Annotated in this window: 18 protein-coding genes; 2 read left to right on the top strand and 16 right to left on the bottom strand. The window is 60.5% G+C overall.

Annotated features, from left to right (window positions below; translation table 11 throughout):
- Nucleotide 1: 1 nt before the first annotated feature.
- The 7 genes from AC1RDJ_RS04020 to AC1RDJ_RS03990 form a co-directional block, all read right to left on the bottom strand.
- On the bottom strand, nt 2–1072 hold the full coding sequence (locus tag AC1RDJ_RS04020) for a sulfate/molybdate ABC transporter ATP-binding protein (RefSeq protein ID WP_035821525.1): 1071 nt from the start codon (nt 1070–1072) through the stop codon (nt 2–4).
- Nucleotide 1073: 1 nt separating this feature from the next.
- Nucleotides 1074–2000 (bottom strand): sulfate ABC transporter permease subunit CysW, encoded by a 927-nt coding sequence (cysW, locus tag AC1RDJ_RS04015; protein WP_156894686.1) that lies wholly within the window; start codon nt 1998–2000, stop codon nt 1074–1076.
- Nucleotides 1997–2806: a sulfate ABC transporter permease subunit CysT gene (gene cysT, locus AC1RDJ_RS04010; RefSeq protein WP_156895004.1), complete on the bottom strand. Its 810-nt coding sequence runs from the start codon at nt 2804–2806 to the stop codon at nt 1997–1999. Before cysT ends, cysW begins: the two co-directional genes overlap by 4 nt.
- A 323-nt stretch (nt 2807–3129) precedes the next feature.
- Entirely contained in the window at nt 3130–3768 is a 639-nt protein-coding gene (locus AC1RDJ_RS04005; protein WP_071322311.1) for a peroxiredoxin, read from the bottom strand.
- Nucleotides 3769–3810: 42 nt separating this feature from the next.
- Nucleotides 3811–4377: an RBBP9/YdeN family alpha/beta hydrolase gene (locus AC1RDJ_RS04000; RefSeq protein ID WP_289885207.1), complete on the bottom strand. Its 567-nt coding sequence runs from the start codon at nt 4375–4377 to the stop codon at nt 3811–3813.
- Between the two features lie 51 nt (nt 4378–4428).
- Nucleotides 4429–5433, bottom strand: a complete 1005-nt coding sequence (locus AC1RDJ_RS03995; protein ID WP_071322309.1) for a sulfate ABC transporter substrate-binding protein — start codon at nt 5431–5433, stop codon at nt 4429–4431.
- 273 nt (nt 5434–5706) lie between these two features.
- Nucleotides 5707–6090 carry a diacylglycerol kinase gene (locus tag AC1RDJ_RS03990; RefSeq protein ID WP_071322308.1) on the bottom strand — a complete coding sequence of 128 codons (384 nt, stop codon included), beginning with the start codon at nt 6088–6090 and terminating at the stop codon, nt 5707–5709.
- Nucleotides 6091–6244: 154 nt separating this feature from the next.
- On the opposite strand from AC1RDJ_RS03990, the gene AC1RDJ_RS03985 reads away from it, so the two are divergent.
- On the top strand, nt 6245–7024 hold the full coding sequence (locus tag AC1RDJ_RS03985; RefSeq protein ID WP_046685991.1) for an IclR family transcriptional regulator: 780 nt from the start codon (nt 6245–6247) through the stop codon (nt 7022–7024).
- Nucleotides 7025–7075: 51 nt separating this feature from the next.
- Here AC1RDJ_RS03985 and pbpG read toward each other — a convergent pair whose 3' ends face one another.
- From pbpG to AC1RDJ_RS03970, 3 genes are all read right to left on the bottom strand, one after another.
- On the bottom strand, nt 7076–8149 hold the full coding sequence (pbpG, locus tag AC1RDJ_RS03980; RefSeq protein WP_071322307.1) for a D-alanyl-D-alanine endopeptidase: 1074 nt from the start codon (nt 8147–8149) through the stop codon (nt 7076–7078).
- A gap of 177 nt (nt 8150–8326) precedes the next feature.
- Nucleotides 8327–9028: a nitroreductase gene (locus AC1RDJ_RS03975; protein WP_071322306.1), complete on the bottom strand. Its 702-nt coding sequence runs from the start codon at nt 9026–9028 to the stop codon at nt 8327–8329.
- Nucleotides 9029–9070: 42 nt separating this feature from the next.
- Nucleotides 9071–9997 carry a DMT family transporter gene (locus AC1RDJ_RS03970; RefSeq protein WP_493026543.1) on the bottom strand — a complete coding sequence of 309 codons (927 nt, stop codon included), beginning with the start codon at nt 9995–9997 and terminating at the stop codon, nt 9071–9073.
- A 349-nt stretch (nt 9998–10346) separates the two neighbouring features.
- Between AC1RDJ_RS03970 and AC1RDJ_RS03965 the strand changes: the two genes are divergently transcribed.
- Nucleotides 10347–10913, top strand: a complete 567-nt coding sequence (locus AC1RDJ_RS03965) for a phasin family protein (protein WP_071322304.1) — start codon at nt 10347–10349, stop codon at nt 10911–10913.
- A 126-nt stretch (nt 10914–11039) separates the two neighbouring features.
- Here AC1RDJ_RS03965 and AC1RDJ_RS03960 read toward each other — a convergent pair whose 3' ends face one another.
- From AC1RDJ_RS03960 to AC1RDJ_RS03935, 6 genes are all read right to left on the bottom strand, one after another.
- A complete protein-coding gene (locus AC1RDJ_RS03960) occupies nt 11040–11777 on the bottom strand; it encodes an ABC transporter ATP-binding protein (protein WP_289885203.1) in 738 nt (245 codons plus the stop codon).
- Complete coding sequence (locus AC1RDJ_RS03955; RefSeq protein WP_493026542.1) at nt 11774–12547, bottom strand: ABC transporter ATP-binding protein; 774 nt, start codon at nt 12545–12547, stop codon at nt 11774–11776. The genes AC1RDJ_RS03960 and AC1RDJ_RS03955 overlap by 4 nt, the downstream gene beginning before the upstream one ends.
- A gap of 14 nt (nt 12548–12561) precedes the next feature.
- Nucleotides 12562–13779 (bottom strand): ABC transporter permease subunit, encoded by a 1218-nt coding sequence (locus AC1RDJ_RS03950; RefSeq protein ID WP_071322301.1) that lies wholly within the window; start codon nt 13777–13779, stop codon nt 12562–12564.
- Nucleotides 13780–13801: 22 nt separating this feature from the next.
- On the bottom strand, nt 13802–14731 hold the full coding sequence (locus AC1RDJ_RS03945; RefSeq protein ID WP_071322300.1) for a branched-chain amino acid ABC transporter permease: 930 nt from the start codon (nt 14729–14731) through the stop codon (nt 13802–13804).
- Nucleotides 14732–15029: 298 nt separating this feature from the next.
- Nucleotides 15030–15977 (bottom strand): 4-hydroxy-3-methylbut-2-enyl diphosphate reductase, encoded by a 948-nt coding sequence (gene ispH / locus AC1RDJ_RS03940; protein ID WP_071322298.1) that lies wholly within the window; start codon nt 15975–15977, stop codon nt 15030–15032.
- 13 nt (nt 15978–15990) lie between these two features.
- Nucleotides 15991–16446, bottom strand: coding sequence for an FKBP-type peptidyl-prolyl cis-trans isomerase (locus AC1RDJ_RS03935; protein ID WP_034747468.1), 456 nt, complete (start codon nt 16444–16446; stop codon nt 15991–15993).
- Nucleotides 16447–16469 lie beyond the last annotated feature (23 nt).

The following is a 16469-nucleotide window of genomic DNA, read 5'->3' as shown; positions in this document are numbered from 1 at the left end:
TTTAGGTTCTTGTCGGTTCAACGAACACGTGCAATCGTTTCGGGCGCACGACCAGGGTCTCGCCTTCCTTCAGCTGCAGATGGGTGAAGCGCTCGTTCGACATCACCGCCTCGATCAGCTCGCTGTTATCGACGCGCTGCAAGTCCAGCTGGGCCAGCGGGCCGATCGCATGCGCGCGGCTCAGCTTGACCACGATGCCTTCCGCGCCTTGCGTGTAGCGGTCGATCTCCAGGTCGTGCGGCCGCACATAGGCCGTGCCCTTGCTGTCGCTCACGCCCGCATAGTCGGGCACTTCGAAGCTGGCGTCGCCCGTGGCCATCACGCCGTCATGCACGCGGCCATGGAACAGGTTGACGTTGCCGAGGAAACCGTAGACAAACGGCGAAGCCGGGTGGTTGTAGACTTGCTCGGGGGAACCCAGTTGCTCGACCGTGCCCTTGTTCATCAGCACCACCTGGTCGGCCACTTCCAGCGCTTCTTCCTGGTCATGCGTGACGAAAATGCTGGTGACGTGCAAGTCGTCGTGCAGGCGGCGCAGCCAGCGGCGCAATTCCTTGCGCACCTTGGCATCCAATGCGCCGAACGGCTCGTCGAGCAGCAGCACGCGCGGTTCGACGGCCAGCGCGCGCGCCAGGGCGATGCGCTGGCGTTGCCCGCCCGACAGCTGCGGCGGATAGCGGTCGGCCAGCCAGTCCAGCTGCACCAGCTCCAGCAAATCCTTGACCTTGCGGCGGATCTGGTCTTCCGACGGGCGCTCGCTGCGCGACTTCACGCGCAAGCCGAAGGCCACGTTTTCAAAGACGGTCATGTGCTTGAACAGCGCGTAATGCTGGAACACGAAACCGACCTGGCGCTCGCGCACGTGGCGGTTCGATGCATCTTCCGCGTCCAGCAGCACCTGGCCGCTGTCCGGATGTTCCAGGCCAGCAATAATGCGCAGCAAGGTTGTTTTACCGCAACCCGACGGGCCCAGCAGGGCCGTCAATTCGCCGGCGGGAAAGTCCAGCGAGATATTGTCGAGGGCGACGAAATCGCCGAAACGCTTGTTGATGTTTTTAACTGCGATGGTCATATCAGTGCTCCGTGGAACGTAAGGCGGAATCGTCGGCGTCGCTCTCGTTCAAACGCCACTCAATGAAGGCTTTCAGGGCCAGGGTCACCAGGGCCAGCAAGGCCAGCAGCGAGGCGACGGCAAACGCGGCGGCGAAGTTGTACTCGTTGTACAGAATCTCCACCTGCAGGGGCATGGTGTTGGTTTCGCCGCGGATATGGCCGGACACGACCGATACGGCGCCGAACTCGCCCATGGCGCGGGCGTTACACAGGATCACGCCGTACAGCAAGCCCCACTTGATATTCGGCAAAGTCACGCGGCGGAAAGTATTCCAGCCCGAGGCACCCAGCACGATGGCCGCTTCTTCCTCTTCGCTGCCCTGCGACTGCATCAGCGGGATCAGTTCGCGCGCGACGAACGGGAAGGTAATAAAGATGGTGGCCAGCACGATGCCGGGCACGGCGAACAGAATCTTGATGTCGTGCGCCTGCAGCCACGGACCGAACCAGCCCTGGGCGCCAAACATCAGCACATAGATCAGGCCGGAAATCACGGGCGAGACGGAAAATGGCAAGTCGATCAGGGTCAGCAGGATGCTCTTGCCGCGGAACTCGAACTTGGCGATGCACCAGGAAGCGGCCACGCCGAAGACCAGGTTCAGTGGTACGGCGATGGCGGCCGTGATCAGGGTCAATTTAATGGCGGAAATCGCGTCCGGATCGATGATGGCCGCGACATACGCTTCCCAGCCCTTCTTGAACGCTTCCGCAAACACGGCCACCAGGGGCACGATCAGGAAGGCCGTCAGGAACAGCAGGGCAATGGTGATCAGTACCGTGCGCACCCACAGCGGTTCGAGCACGACGGGGCCGATGTTCGGTTCGATGCGTCGCGTTTTCGGCAACACATCTTCCGCGCCGGCGACGGCAGTAATATTCGTACTCATGTTTTCTTCGCCTTTCCGCGCGTCCATGCTTGCAGCAGGTTAATCGTCAACAACAGCAGGAAGGACACCACCAGCATCACCACGGCGATGGCCGTGGCGCCCGCATAATCGTATTGCTCCAGCTTGGTAATAATGAACAGCGGCGTGATTTCCGACACCATCGGCATGTTGCCGGCGATAAAGATCACGGAACCGTACTCGCCCGTGGCGCGGGCAAAGGCCAGCGCAAAGCCCGTCAGCAGCGAGGGCAGGATGGTGGGGAAGATGACGCGGATAAAGGTTTGCAGCGAATTGGCACCCAGGCTGGCGGCCGCCTCTTCCAGTTCCTTTTCTGCGTCTTCCAGCACCGGTTGCACGGTGCGCACGACAAACGGCAAGCCGATGAAGGTCAGCGCCACCACCACGCCCAGCGGCGTGAACGCCACCTTGATGCCCAGCACGCCTTCGATGAACTGGCCGAACCAGCCGTTCGACGAGTACAGGGCCGTCAGCGTGATGCCGGCCACGGCCGTCGGCAGGGCGAACGGCAAGTCGACCAGCGCGTCGATGATGCGCTTGCCGGGAAATTTGTAGCGCACCAGCACCCAGGCCAGGATGCCGCCAAACACCACGTTCAGGAAGGCGGCGATCAGCGAAGCGCCGAACGTCAGCCGGTACGACGCCATCACGCGCTCGGACGTGACGGCGCTGAAGAAGGCGTCCCATGTCATGGTGAAGGTTTTCAGGAACACCGACGACAGCGGAATGAGGACGATCAAGGCCAGGTAAAAGAGCGTGAAGCCCAGTGACAGCTTAAACCCCGGCATGACTCGAAACGGCGCGCCGCGCGCCTTGACCGGCGCGGGCGATGCTGATGCTGCAGACATAAAGACTCCTTCTTATTACATTTTCGAGTAACAGGGTGCAATATTCACATGCAATCGTTATAAAAAGAACTAACCATTTCTCATTTGCTTAGATGGATTTTGCATACTTGCCCAGCGAATCGTTGGGCGAAAAAAAACGCACCGGCGAGGTGCGTTTTTATGGAGTGCCGAATAAAACGTTCAGGGCCAGGCGCGTTGCCGAAGACAGTACGAGGGTACGGCGAGGCAATGCAACAACGCCATGGACGTTTTTTCCGCTGCCCTTACTTGTTCGGTTGCGGCGTGAGACGCAGGTAGGGCTTGGCCGCCGTAAAGCCCTTCGGATATTTCTGCTTGATCACGTCCGGGTCTTGCACGGTCAAGGGAATGATGACGTCGTCGCCATCCTTCCAGTTGCCGGGCGTGGCCACCGTATAGCCGTCCGTCAATTGCAGGGCGTCGATGACGCGCAGGATTTCATTGAAGTTGCGGCCCGTGCTCAGCGGATACGTGAGGATCAGCCGTACTTTCTTGTTCGGGTCGATGATGAACACGGAACGCACGGTGGCCGTGACGGATTGCTCCGGGTGGATCATGTCGTACAGCACGGACACCTTCTTGTCGACGTCGGCGATGATGGGGAAGCCCACCACCGTGTTTTGCGTCTCCTCGATATCCTTGATCCAGCTCTTGTGCGACTCGGCCGCGTCCACGGACAGGGCGATGGCCTTCACGTTGCGCTTGTCGAATTCCGGCTTCAGCTTGGCCGTCAGCCCCAGTTCCGTCGTGCACACGGGCGTGAAGTCGGCCGGGTGGGAAAACAGCACCACCCAGGAATTGCCGGCCCACTCATGGAACTTCAGCGTGCCGATGGAGCTGTCTTGTTCAAAATCAGGGGCGACATCGCCCAGGCGTAAAGTCATCGTAATCTCCTTGTGAGGTTGTGTGGCGGGATGGTCGTCGAATCAGGCTGCCTGACGGTGGCGCTTGTCGTTTTGCGCCAGATCAAACAGTGTCTGCAATTGCGCCTGGCCATAGATCCAGTCGCCCAGACCCGATTCCGCGTTGATATGGCCCAAGGCACCGCCATCAATATACTTGCAATTCCAGCGCCGCGCCCATTGCGTGGCGTGCTCGGCCGTCATCCACGGATCCGTCTGGCTGGCGATGAGGATGCCGGGACATGGCAAGCGTTTCTGCGGCAAGGCTTTCGCCACGCCAAACTTGTCGGGGTCGGCCGGCCCCACCAGCAACACGCCAGCCACGCCTTGCGCATCGCGGGCCAGGCTGTGCGCCGTCGTCAGGCAGCCGAAGCTGTGGGCGACGATCAGGGTCGGACGCGTATCCTGGCGCCGCACCTGGTCCAGGCGCGCCGACCAGGTGGCCAGGTCGGGCCGCTCCCAGTCATCCTGCTCGACCCGCTCGAATTGCGGATACAGGCGCTGCCAGCGGCTCTGCCAGTGCTCGGGCCCGCTGTTATGCAGGCCCGGCACGATCAATACCCGGTAATCGGAAAAGCTGCGCAGCGCCATGATGGATCCTTAACAGTCCAGGACGGGCAGGCTTGCGCCTGCCATGGACGATTATTTCGGTTGATAAATCTGGTCGAAGATGCCGCCGTCGGCGAAGTGCGCCTTCTGTGCTGCCGTCCAGCCCCCCGCCACTTGCTCGATGGTGAACAGGTTGACCTTGGCGAACTGCGACGCGTATTTCTTGGCCGCCTTGTCCGTTGCCGGACGGTAGTAGTTCTTGGCGATGATATCTTGCGCCTCGTCCGTGTACAGGTAGTTCAGGTAAGCCTCGGCCACCTTGCGCGTGCCGTGCTTGTCGGCAAACTTGTCGACGACGGCGACCGGCGGCTCGGCCAGGATGCTGACGGACGGCGTGATGATGTCGAACTTGGTCGGACCCAGTTCCTTGACGGCAAGATAGGCCTCGTTTTCCCAGGCGATCAGCACGTCGCCGATGCCGCGTTCGACGAAGGTGGTGGTGGCGCCGCGCGCGCCGGAGTCGAGCACGGGCACGTTTTTATACAGTTTGCCGAGGAAATCCTTGGCCTTGGCTTCATTGCCGCCCGGCTGGCGCAGCGCATAGCCCCACGCGGCCAGGTGGTTCCAGCGGGCGCCGCCCGAGGTCTTCGGGTTCGGCGTGATGACGGACACGCCCGGCTTGATCAGGTCGTTCCAATCCTTGATGCCTTTCGGGTTGCCCTTGCGCACCAGGAACACGATGGTCGAGGTGTAAGGCGAGCTGTTGTGCGTCAAGCGCTTTTGCCAGTCGGCGGCCAGCAGCTTGTGCTCGGCCAGCGCGTCGATGTCGTAGGCCAGGGCCAGGGTCACCACGTCCGCCTCCAGGCCGTCGATGACGGCGCGCGCCTGCTTGCCGGAACCACCATGCGATTGCTTGATCTTGACGTTGTCGCCCGTCTTGCCCTTCCATTCCTTGGCAAACGCCGTATTCACATCCTGGTACAGCTCGCGCGTCGGGTCATACGACACATTGAGCAGGGTGATATCGGCAGCTTGCGCGGTTTGCAAAACGGCAAACGCACTGATGGCGGCGGCAATGATGATTTTTTTCGACAGCATCTAAGATCCCCGGTGGTTGAACTTTCAGAGCCACCAGATTACGGCGCATCGGCCGCAAAGAGAACGAAGCGTTTCGCCGTTTGATATGCGTTTTTCGCATATGGACGGCGTGCACCGGGGATAAAGCAGTTAAGACCAAGGACACCTAAAAAAAACTGTAGCGAGCGGAAGGGAGCGGCGGTCGAGAAGCGCGACTGTGCTGAGCACGGGGCCGCCGAGGCAATGAGCATCGCAGGCTGCCCATACCGACGCGCAGCAGGGTTTGACAGGTGCTCAATAGAAACGGTTGAACAGGACCACGGCCCACGTGGCAAAGGCCAGCAGGCAGGTCAGCAGCACGGCCGCGCTGCCGAAGTCCTTGGCATTTTTCGACAGCGGATGGCGTTCGAGCGAGATGCGGTCGACCACGGCTTCCAGCGCCGAATTGATCAATTCGACGATCAGTACCAGCAACAGCACGCCGATCAGCACCAGCTTTTCAAACGCGGAGATGCGCAGCAGCAAGGCGATCACCGTGCCGACGACAAACAGGCCCAGTTCCTGGCGGAACGCATGTTCATGGCGCCACGCCGACTTCAAGCCGTCGAGCGAATAGAAAAAGGCGGAAAAGATCCGTTTCAAGCCACTTTTACTCTTGAATTCATTTACAGGTTGCATAGTTTTCCAGGGTTCAAAGCACGTGCCGTCCACGCATTATGACGGCCGGCATAGGAATTGTGACAATTTTTTCGCTGAATATCTCAGAACATTTCACTATTTTTTCACATCATGGTATAAAGAAGCATGAATACTGCATTGCACCAAATCCATCATGAAAATTGAACCGGTCGCAGCCCCGAAGACGACGATCCAGGTGATCGAACGCATGGTCGCCCTGCTCGATGCCCTGGCCAAATATTCCGACCCGGTCAGCCTGAAGGAATTGTCCAAGGTATCGGGCCTGCACCCGTCGACGGCGCACCGCATCCTCAACGACATGGTGCTGACGCGTTTTGTCGACCGCATCGAACCGGGCACCTACCGTCTCGGCATGCGCCTGCTGGAACTGGGCAATGTGGTGAAAAGCCGTCTCAGCGTGCGCGAAGCGGCGCTGGACTTCATGCGCCAGCTGCACAAGAAAACCCAGCAGACGATCAACCTGTCCGTGCGCCAGGGCGATGAAATCGTCTACATTGACCGCGCGTTTTCCGAGCGCTCGGGCATGCAGGTGGTGCGCGCCATCGGCGGGCGCGGCCCGCTGCACCTGACGTCGACGGGCAAGCTGTTCCTCTCCGTGGACGAACCGAAAGCCATCCGCGCCTACGCCACGCGCACGGGCCTGGCCGGGCACAACAAGAATTCCATCACGGATCTGCAAAAGCTCGAGCGCGAACTGAGCCTGGTGCGCGAGCGCGGCTATGCGCGCGACAATGAGGAGCTGGAACTGGGCGTGCGCTGCATGGCGGCCGGCATCCGCGACGACTCTGGCAAGCTGATCGCCGGCCTGTCGATCTCCGCCCCGGCCGACCGCCTGCAGGATGAGTGGCTGGTCGACCTGGTCGAGACGGCGAACCAGATTTCCGTCACCTTGGGTTTTATCCCGCAAGACTAGACCGCTGCCGCATAAAAATGTTCAGGGCAAGGCAACGCCGCCCTGGACACTTTAGCCGCCAGGCAGGCTCATATTGGCGGGTTTCAGTGCCTCCAGCCACTTGCGCATGCGTCCCGCATCGGCCGTACGTGACTGTTTCCCTTTGGAATCGAGGAACACCATGATCACGGCCCGTCCTTCGATGACGGCCTGCATCATCAGGCAACGTCCCGCCTCATTGATGAAGCCCGTCTTTTGCAAGCCGATTTCCCAGCCCGGATTGGCCACCAGGTGATTCGTATTGCCAAATTGCATGGGTTGACCGCTGGCTTCGACGATGGCTTTCGGGTCCGTCGAGTACTGGCGCAGCAGCGGATGCTGGAAGGCGGCCATGGCCAGCTTGCCCAGGTCGCGCGCGCTGGCCACGTTCATTTTCGACAAGCCGCTGGAATCGACATAATGCGTATCCATCATGCCCAGCTGGCGCGCCTTGCTGTTCATGGCGTCGACAAACGATGGCAAGCCGCCCGGATAATTGCGGCCCAGCGCAGAAGCGGCGCGGTTTTCCGAACTCATCAGGGCGATGTGCAGCATATTGCCACGTGTTAATTGCGAGCCCACTTTCAGGCGAGAACTGCTGAACTTGGCACGGTCGACATCCTCGTCCGTGATCGTCAGCAGCTCATCCATGTCCTGGCGCGCTTCGACCACGACCAGGCCCGTCATCATCTTGGTAATGGAGGCGATGGGCAGGGCCACGTTGGAATTCTTTTCAAACAGCACTTCCGCATTGGCCTGGTCCAGCACCAGCGCCACGCTCGATTTGAGGTCGAGCGGATCGCGCGTCAGGTTCAGGCCGGCCAGATCGCCCATGGTGGGCATCGGCGCGGCCATCGGCACGGCCACGCTGCTGACTTTCTGATACACGACCTTGCGCTTGCCGCGCACCATGACGACCCGGCGCACGGTCTTTTCGCGCGGCGCGGCCGTCGCGCCTTTGCGCAGCACGACTTTGACTTTCTTGGTATTTTGTTTCTTGGATGCCGAGGATTTGCCGTGCGCTTCCCTGGCTTGCACGGCCGCGGCCGGCGCCAGCGCAAACAGCAGGGAAGCCAGGATACCCAGCGCAAGTTTAAACTTAGCCATTCGATAATTCCCCGTGAAGCTGTTGCCTTATTGCAGTGTAGCGAAATGCAGAGTAATCGCAAGCCTATTTAACAGTTAAGACAGTATTTATTGCAGCAATGAAATACAAATCGTTAGCGATCAGCAAACAAGCTCATCCTTGATGATCTGTTTACTTATTTAAATAACTATAGATTACTAAGTGACAATGAATTTAACAAAACCGGACAGGGGCTCGCGCTCCGTGCTCAGGCGGTTCTCGACCTTGTCGGGGTCGGCATAGCCAAGCGCCATGCCGCACACCACCATTTCACTGGCGGGCACGCCCAGTTCGTCGCGGATGATGTCATGGTAATGGATGAAAGCGGCTTGCGGGCAGGTATCGAGTCCGCGCGCACGCGCGGCCAGCATGATGTTTTGCAGGAACATGCCGTAATCGAGCCAGGAGCCCTGCTCCAGCACGCGTTCGATGGTGAAGATCAGGCCGACGGGCGCGTCGAAAAACTGGAAATTGCGGCCATGCTGGGCGGCCATGCCGGCCGTGTCGCCCCGCTCCAGGCCCAGCAGCTGATACAGGTCCAGGCCGATCTTGCGGCGGCGCTCGATGAACGGCGCCGTCCACTGGCGCGGGTAATATGTATACGAGGCCGTGCGGGCGGGCGCATCGGGCGCTTTCGGCGCCGCATAGGCGTCGAGGATGCGGCGCGACAGGCGCTGGCGCGCCTCGCCCGACAGCACATACACTTTCCACGGCTGCATGTTGGCGCCCGAGGGCGCGCGCGCCGCCACTTCCAGGATGCGCGCGATGTCGTCCTGCGCCACCGGCGTGGGCAGGAAGGCGCGGATCGAGCGGCGCGACTGAATCGCCGCGTCGACGGCTTGCTGCTGTGACATTTCCATGGGTAAACCGGATGCTTGCTTGCTCACTGTCCTGCTCTCCTGCTATTTCTTGACAACAAAAACCACGCCGACGACGGCCACCAGCATGCCGGCGATGCCCAGCATATTAAAGGCTTCGCCAAACATCAGCCAGGCCATGACGGCCGTCGTCGGCGGCGTCAGGTACAGCAAGCCCGTCACTTTCGTGGCGTCGCTGCGGCGGATCAGGGCAAACAGCAGGAAGATGGCGCCGATGGACAGCACGAGTACCGACCACAGCAGGGCGCCGATGAAGTTCGCTGTCCATTGCACATTGCTGAAATGCAAGTCCAGTCCCTCGTAATACAGGGCGAATGGCAACACGACGACGATGGAGGCGGCAAACTGCACCACCGTGCCGGTGCGCAAGTCGAACTGCGGACAGTGGCGTTTTTGGTACATGGTGCCGGCCGTCATCGACAGCAGCGCGAACACGCACAGCAGCACGCTTTCCACGGTCAGGCCCACGAGGTTGATCTTCGCGTACACGACCAAAGCCACGCCCAGCAAGCCAAAGAACAGGCCCAGCCACTGGCGCGGGCGCACGGATTCGCCGATCAGCGGCGCGGCGCAGGCCGTCAGCACGGGCTGCATGCCCACGATCAGGGCGGACAGGCCGGCCGGCATGCCCAGCTTGATGGCGCACCAGACGCCGGCCAGGTAGCCGGCCTGCATCAGGATGCCGGCCACGGCGATCTGGCGGAATTGCCCCACGGGCCACGGCGCGCGCAAGATCAGCACCAGCGGCAGCAAAATGACCAGCACGCCCAGGAAGCGCAGCAGCAAAAAGGTCAGCGGCGGCGCATACGGCAGGCCGAACTTGGCCACGATAAAACCTGTGCTCCATAACAACACGAAGAAAGCGGGCAAGGCCATCGGCGCCACGGTGGTCAAGAGAGCGGCTTTGGGGGCTTTGCCGCTGGCGCCAGCCGCGGCGGGAAGATTGGACATGGTATCGACTCGGGAAACGGGATACTCACCGGGGCGGTGCGCCGGTGCGGGAGGCAAAGTCTAGCATGCTGCGCCGCACCCGTCCTGAAAGGCGGGGAAATAATGGTTTAGGGCTAAACCATTGACACTCAGAAATCAAATATTTCTCTTTAGAAACAATGGCTTTTGATGCAAATCTATTCAATTGTTGCATCGCACAAGAATCGCTTGACTTCGTTTTTTTTAACCGTAGAATAGGGTTTGTTGCGTTGCACAATTACTTGTTCAGCTTGAAAATTTAGATACACCTGCTTCCCAAACGGTACACGCAGCATCAAATTAACCAGATTTCGATTTTTTGGAGATTTATATGTTTTCAATTCCTGAGCAGTTCTCGTCCGCCACCAAAGCCAACCTGGAAGCCCAATTCGCCCTGTTCTCGTCGCTGACGGGCAAGGCCTTCGAAGGCATCGAAAAGATCGTCGAACTGAACCTGACCGCCGCCAAGGCAACGCTGGAAGAATCGACGGCCGCCGCCAAGCAATTGCTGTCGGCAAAAGATCCACAAGAATTCTTCTCGCTGACCGCAGCCCAAGCCCAGCCTAGCGCCGAAAAAGCCATCGCTTACGGCCGTCACCTGGCTGCCATCACGTCCAGCACGCAAGCTGAATTCAGCAAAGCGGCTGAATCGCAAATCGCCGAAACGAACCGTAAAGTCATTTCGCTGGTCGATGAAGTGACCAAGAATGCACCAGCCGGTTCGGAAAACGCCGTCGCCATCCTGAAAAGCGCCATCGGCAACGCCAATGCAGGCTACGAGCAATTCTCGAAAACCAGCAAGCAAGCCGTCGAAGCCATCGAAGCGAACCTGACCTCGGCCGTGAACCAGTTCACGCAAGCGGCTGAAAAAGTCGTGCCGCGCGCTGCCGCCAAGTAATTTTTGAGGCACGGGCCGCCATGGCGGCCCCCGCACTACCCGCTCCTCCGGCATCCGTCTTGTACTCCTCCACGGATGTCTCTTGCCCCGGCACCACTGCCGGGGTATTTTTTTGCCTGGCGCTTCCTACTCGCCCAGGTACGCCGCCTTCACGCGCGGATCGTCGAGCATGTCGGCCGCGTTGCCGCCCATGGTCACCAGGCCGGAATCCATCACATAGCCGCGGTGCGCCGCCTGCAGGGCCAAACGGGCATTCTGTTCGACCAGCAAGATCGTGATGCCTTCCGACGACACCTTGCGGATCACCTCGAAGATTTTCTCGACCATGATGGGCGACAGGCCCATCGACGGCTCGTCGAGCAGCAGCAGCTTCGGATGACTCATCAGGGCGCGCGCCATGGCCAGCATCTGCTGCTCGCCGCCCGACAAGGTGCCGGCCATCTGTGCCGCCCGCTCCTTCAGGCGCGGAAAGACGTCGAACCAGCGGCCGATGTCGGTCTCGATCCCCACCTTGTCCGTGCGCGTGTAGGCGCCCATCATGAGGTTTTCCCGGATCGACATGCGCGTAAACACGCCCCGCCCTTCCGGCACCATGGCCAGCTTCTTTTCCACCAGGTGAAACGACTTGCTGCCCTTGAGCGACTCGCCCATGTAAGTGATGGTGCCATCGACCTTGCATGCAGGCAAAGTTCCCGTGATGGCTTTCAGTGTCGTCGTCTTGCCTGCGCCGTTCGCGCCGATCAGGGCGATCAGCTCGCCTTCGTTGACTTCCAGGTCGATGCCCTTGACCGCCTTGATGCCGCCATAGGCCACATGCAGGCCCGCCACTTTCAATACGTTCTTGTTCCATCCATTGCTGCTCATGCGTGCGATCCCCCCAGGTAAGCCTCGATCACGGCCGGGTTTTGCTGTATTTCGGCCGGCAAGCCTTCGGCGATGCGCTTGCCATACTCGAGCACCGTGATGCGGTCGCACAGCCCCATCATCAGTTTTACGTCGTGCTCGATCAGCAGCACGGTCTTGCCTTCCGCCTTGATTTTCACCAGCAACTCGCGCAGGGCCAGCTTTTCCGTCGCGTTCATGCCGGCCGCCGGCTCGTCGAGGGCCAGCAGGGTCGGGTCGGTAGCCAGCGCGCGCGCGATTTCCAGGCGCCGCTGGTCGCCATACGACAGGAAGCGCGAGGTGCGGTTGGCGAACTGGGCGATGCCGACGAAATCGAGCAGCTCCATGGCCCGCTGGCGGATAGCCGCCTCTTCCTCGCGCGCCGCCTTGTGGCGGAAGATGGCGCCGAACACACCCTGGTGCGAGCGCACGTGGCGCCCCACCATGACGTTTTCCAGCGCCGTCATGTCGCCGAACAGGCGGATATTCTGGAAGGTGCGCGCGATGCCCGCCTTGGCCACCTTGTGCGGCGCCGACGGCGAATACGGCTTGCCGGCCAGCTCGAACCTGCCCGTGTCCGGCTGGTACAGGCCCGTGATGACATTGAAGAAGGTGGTCTTGCCGGCGCCGTTCGGGCCGATCAAGCCATAGATCTGCCCCTGGCGGATGGTGATGCCCACGTCCGTCAACGCCTGCAGGCCGCCGAAACGTTTATTCACGCCGGCGATATTGAGAATGATCTGTTCGCTCATGGTGCTTTCCTTCCTTAAGCCGACACGACGCCGGTTGATTTGTTCGGTTGATCCACATCATGGTCGGGCCGGTCCTCGTGCTTCGGCGCCGGCCACAGGCCGGCGGGACGGTTGAGCATGATCAAGACCATGGCCAGGCCGTACAGCAGCTGGCGCAGCACTTCCGCCTCGATCACCACGTGACCGAACAGCGCCTGCTGGGCCGGCTCCACCACGTGGCGCAGCACTTCGGGGATGGAGGCGAGAATCACGCCGCCGAGGATCACGCCGGGAATATGCCCGATGCCGCCCAGCACCACCATCGCCAGCACGGCGATCGATTCCGTCAGCGAGAACGATTCCGGCGAGACGAAGCCCTGGAACGACGCGAACATGGCGCCAGCCACGCCGCCGAACGAGGCGCCCATGGAAAAGGCCAGCAGTTTCACGTTGCGCGTGTTGATGCCCATCGCTTTCGCGGCGATCTCGTCTTCGCGGATGGCCACCCAGGCGCGGCCCAGGCGCGAATGCTGGAGGCGCTTGGTGACAAAGACAACGGCGATGCACAGGAACAGGAACAGGAAGTAATAGGCGTTCACGGACGGCATGGAAAAACCGGCCACCGTGACGGTGCTGTTGGTGCCAGCCTCGCCCGCCAGGTTGACGCCGAAGATGCGGATGGGGTCGATCAAATTGATGCCTTGCGGACCATTCGTGAAATTGATCGGGTCGTTCAAATTGTTCATGAAGATGCGGATGATCTCGCCAAAACCCAGGGTCACGATGGCCAGGTAATCGCCGCGCAGTTTCAAGGTGGGCGCGCCCAGCAGTGCCCCGAACAGGCCGGCAACAAAGGCCGCCAGCGGCACGATGATCCAGATCGACAGGTGGATGCCGTTTTCGCGGATCTCCGGGCCCATCAGCTGTACCAGGGTCTCGCCCAGCACCGGATACTGGTTCACCACGGATTCGAGCAGGATGGCGAACTGGGGCGAAGCCAGCAGGGCCGTCAGGTAGGCGCCCACGGCGTAGAAGGCGATGTAGCCGAGGTCGAGCAGGCCGGCGAAGCCGACGACGATGTTCAGGCCCAGGGCCAGCATGATGTACAGCAAGGCCATGTCGATGATGCGCACCCACGAGTTGCCGAACTGGGCGGCAAAAAACGGGAACACCATCAGCAGCGCGGCCAGGCCCAGCATGCCGGCATACGCCTTGGCCGGGTGCTTTTTGACGTCGAAATCGAGTAGTGCCATGATTTAATCTCCCAGTTTCACGTCAGGCGCGGTCGGCCACGCGTTCGCCCATGATGCCGGACGGGCGCAGGGTCAGCACGATGATCAGCACGACGAAGGCAAAGATATCCTGGTAGTGGCTGCCCAGGAAGCCACCCGTGATGTCGCCGATATAGCCGGCGCCCAGACTCTCGATAATGCCCAGCAGGACGCCGCCTATCATGGCGCCATAGATATTGCCGATGCCGCCCAGCACGGCCGCGCAGAACGCCTTCAAGCCGGGGATGGCGCCCATGGAAAATTGAATCGAGGCATAGTTGGCGCCCCACATCACGCCCGCCACGGCCGCCAGCGCGGCGCCGATGGCAAACGTGGCGACGATGACCTTGTCGGAATCGACGCCCATGAGGCCGGCCACGCGGGGGTTTTCCGCCGTGGCCCGCATGGCGCGGCCCATTTTCGTCTTTTCCACCAGTAACACCAGTCCGCCCATCGAGATGGCGGCCAGGGCCAGCAGCAATACTTGCGTTTGTGAAATGACGGCGCCGCCCACATTGATGGGGTCGGTCGACAGCAATTGCGGGAAGGGCAAGGGATTGCGCGTCCAGATCATCATGGCAAAGGTTTGCAGCAGGATGGAGACGCCGATGGCGGTAATCAGGGGGGCGAGGCGGGGGGCGTTGCGCAGGCGGCGGTAGGCGACCCGCTCGATGATGATGTTGACCAGAATACAGATGGGAATGGCGCCGAGGATGGCGGTGGCCAGTTTCAGGTAGCCGGGCCAGTCCGGTACATAAATGCCCAGCAGCTTGAGGATGCTCAAGCCCACCATGGCGCCGATCATGAGCACGTCGCCGTGGGCGAAGTTAATCAGGTTCAAGACGCCATACACCATCGTGTAACCGAGGGCGACTAAGGCATACATGCTGCCCAGCACCAAGCCGTTAATGATCTGCTGGATGAATGTATCCATGATTGCCCTATCCAAATATGCATTTTTCGGGAACAACTTCCGCCAGAACATGTATCGCTGATACAAAAACGGCACCGGAGGAAAAATTCCTGCAGTGCCATCCCTGGACCGTTCTCACCAGCATGGTGCACGCACTGAAAATGGGCGTGACCGCGCTTAGTCATAACGACAACATATTCAAGCTTGAGGCAATCATAACGATCTTTTGCAAAAACTAAGCTTGGAATAATTCAATCATTTCCGAATTAAATTCGGTTTTGAGGTGACTATTTCATCGATACTCGGCTGCCAAGCCAACTCAGGCGACGTCGCGCTTGATGCCGTCGAGGCCTTTCGGCATCGGGAACGTGACGGCTTCCTGCACGCCGTCAAGCGGACGCACGCTCTTCACGCCACACTCTTTCAAGCGGTCGATCACGGCTTGCACCAGCACTTCGGGCGCCGAGGCGCCGGCCGTGACGCCCACGCGCAGCTTGCCTTCCAGCCAGGCGGGGTCGATTTGCGAGGCATTGTCGACCATGTAGGCCGGCGTGCCCATCTTGTCTGCCACTTCGCGCAGGCGGTTCGAATTCGAGCTGTTCGGGCTGCCCACGACGATCACCACTTCCACCAGCGGCGCCATGAATTTCACGGCTTCCTGGCGGTTGGTGGTGGCGTAGCAAATGTCGCCTTTTTTCGGCTCGGCAATATTCGGATATTTCTGCTTCAACGCCTCGATAATGTCGCGAGTGTCGTCAACTGACAACGTTGTCTGCGACACATAGGCCACGCTGTCCGGATTGGCGACCTGCAAGGTCGCCACATCTTCCAGCGTTTCCACCAGGTGCATGCCCTTTTCAGCCTGGCCCATCGTGCCTTCCACCTCGGGATGGCCATCGTGGCCGATCATGATGATTTCGCGGCCTTCGCGGCGCATCTTGCCCACTTCCATGTGCACCTTGGTCACCAGCGGGCAGGTGGCGTCAAAAATGCTCAGGCCGCGCGATTCCGCCTCGGCGCGCACGGCTTTCGACACGCCATGCGCGGAAAACACGAGGGTATTGCCAGCCGGTACGTCATCGAGGTCGTCGATGAAGATGGCGCCCTTGTTGCGCAAATCGGCCACCACATAGGCGTTGTGGACGATTTCATGGCGCACGTAGATCGGTGCGCCAAATTGCTGCAAGGCACGCTCGACGATTTCGATCGCCCGGTCGACGCCAGCGCAGAAACCCCGGGGCTGGGCCAGTAACAGTTCTTTATCCATCGCTATTCCTTGTTTACAGCACCGAGATGAGCTTGACTTCAAAACGCAGCGGCTGGCCAGCCAGCGGATGGTTGAAGTCGAACAGGGCCGAATCGTCGCGCAGTTCGCGCAGCACGCCGGCAAAGCGGCCGCCGCCCGGGGCGGCGAAGTCCACCAGGTCGCCGATCTTGTAGTCGGCGCCCGGCACCGAGTTTTCATCGAGCGTGGCGCGCGAAACCGACTGCACCAGCTCGGGATTGCGCTCGCCAAAGCCTTCGCCGGCCGCCAGCTCGAAAGTCTGGTGCGTGCCTTCAGGCAAACCCAGCAAACGCTGCTCGAGGAACGGCGCCAGCTGGCCCTGTCCCAGCATCAACGTGGCGGGATTCCCGCTGAAGGTCGTGACAATGTCAGTACCGTCAACAGTGGCAAGACGATAATGCAGAGTGAGGTAAGCCGCTTCGGTGACGACTGCTGGTTGCTCGTTGGACATAATAGGTTTCAGGTAGCTGGTGC

Source organism: Janthinobacterium sp. GW822-FHT07H10, from assembly GCF_058798675.1.
Note: the sequence above shows the minus strand (reverse complement) of the source record. Positions and strands in the feature narration are given on the sequence as shown.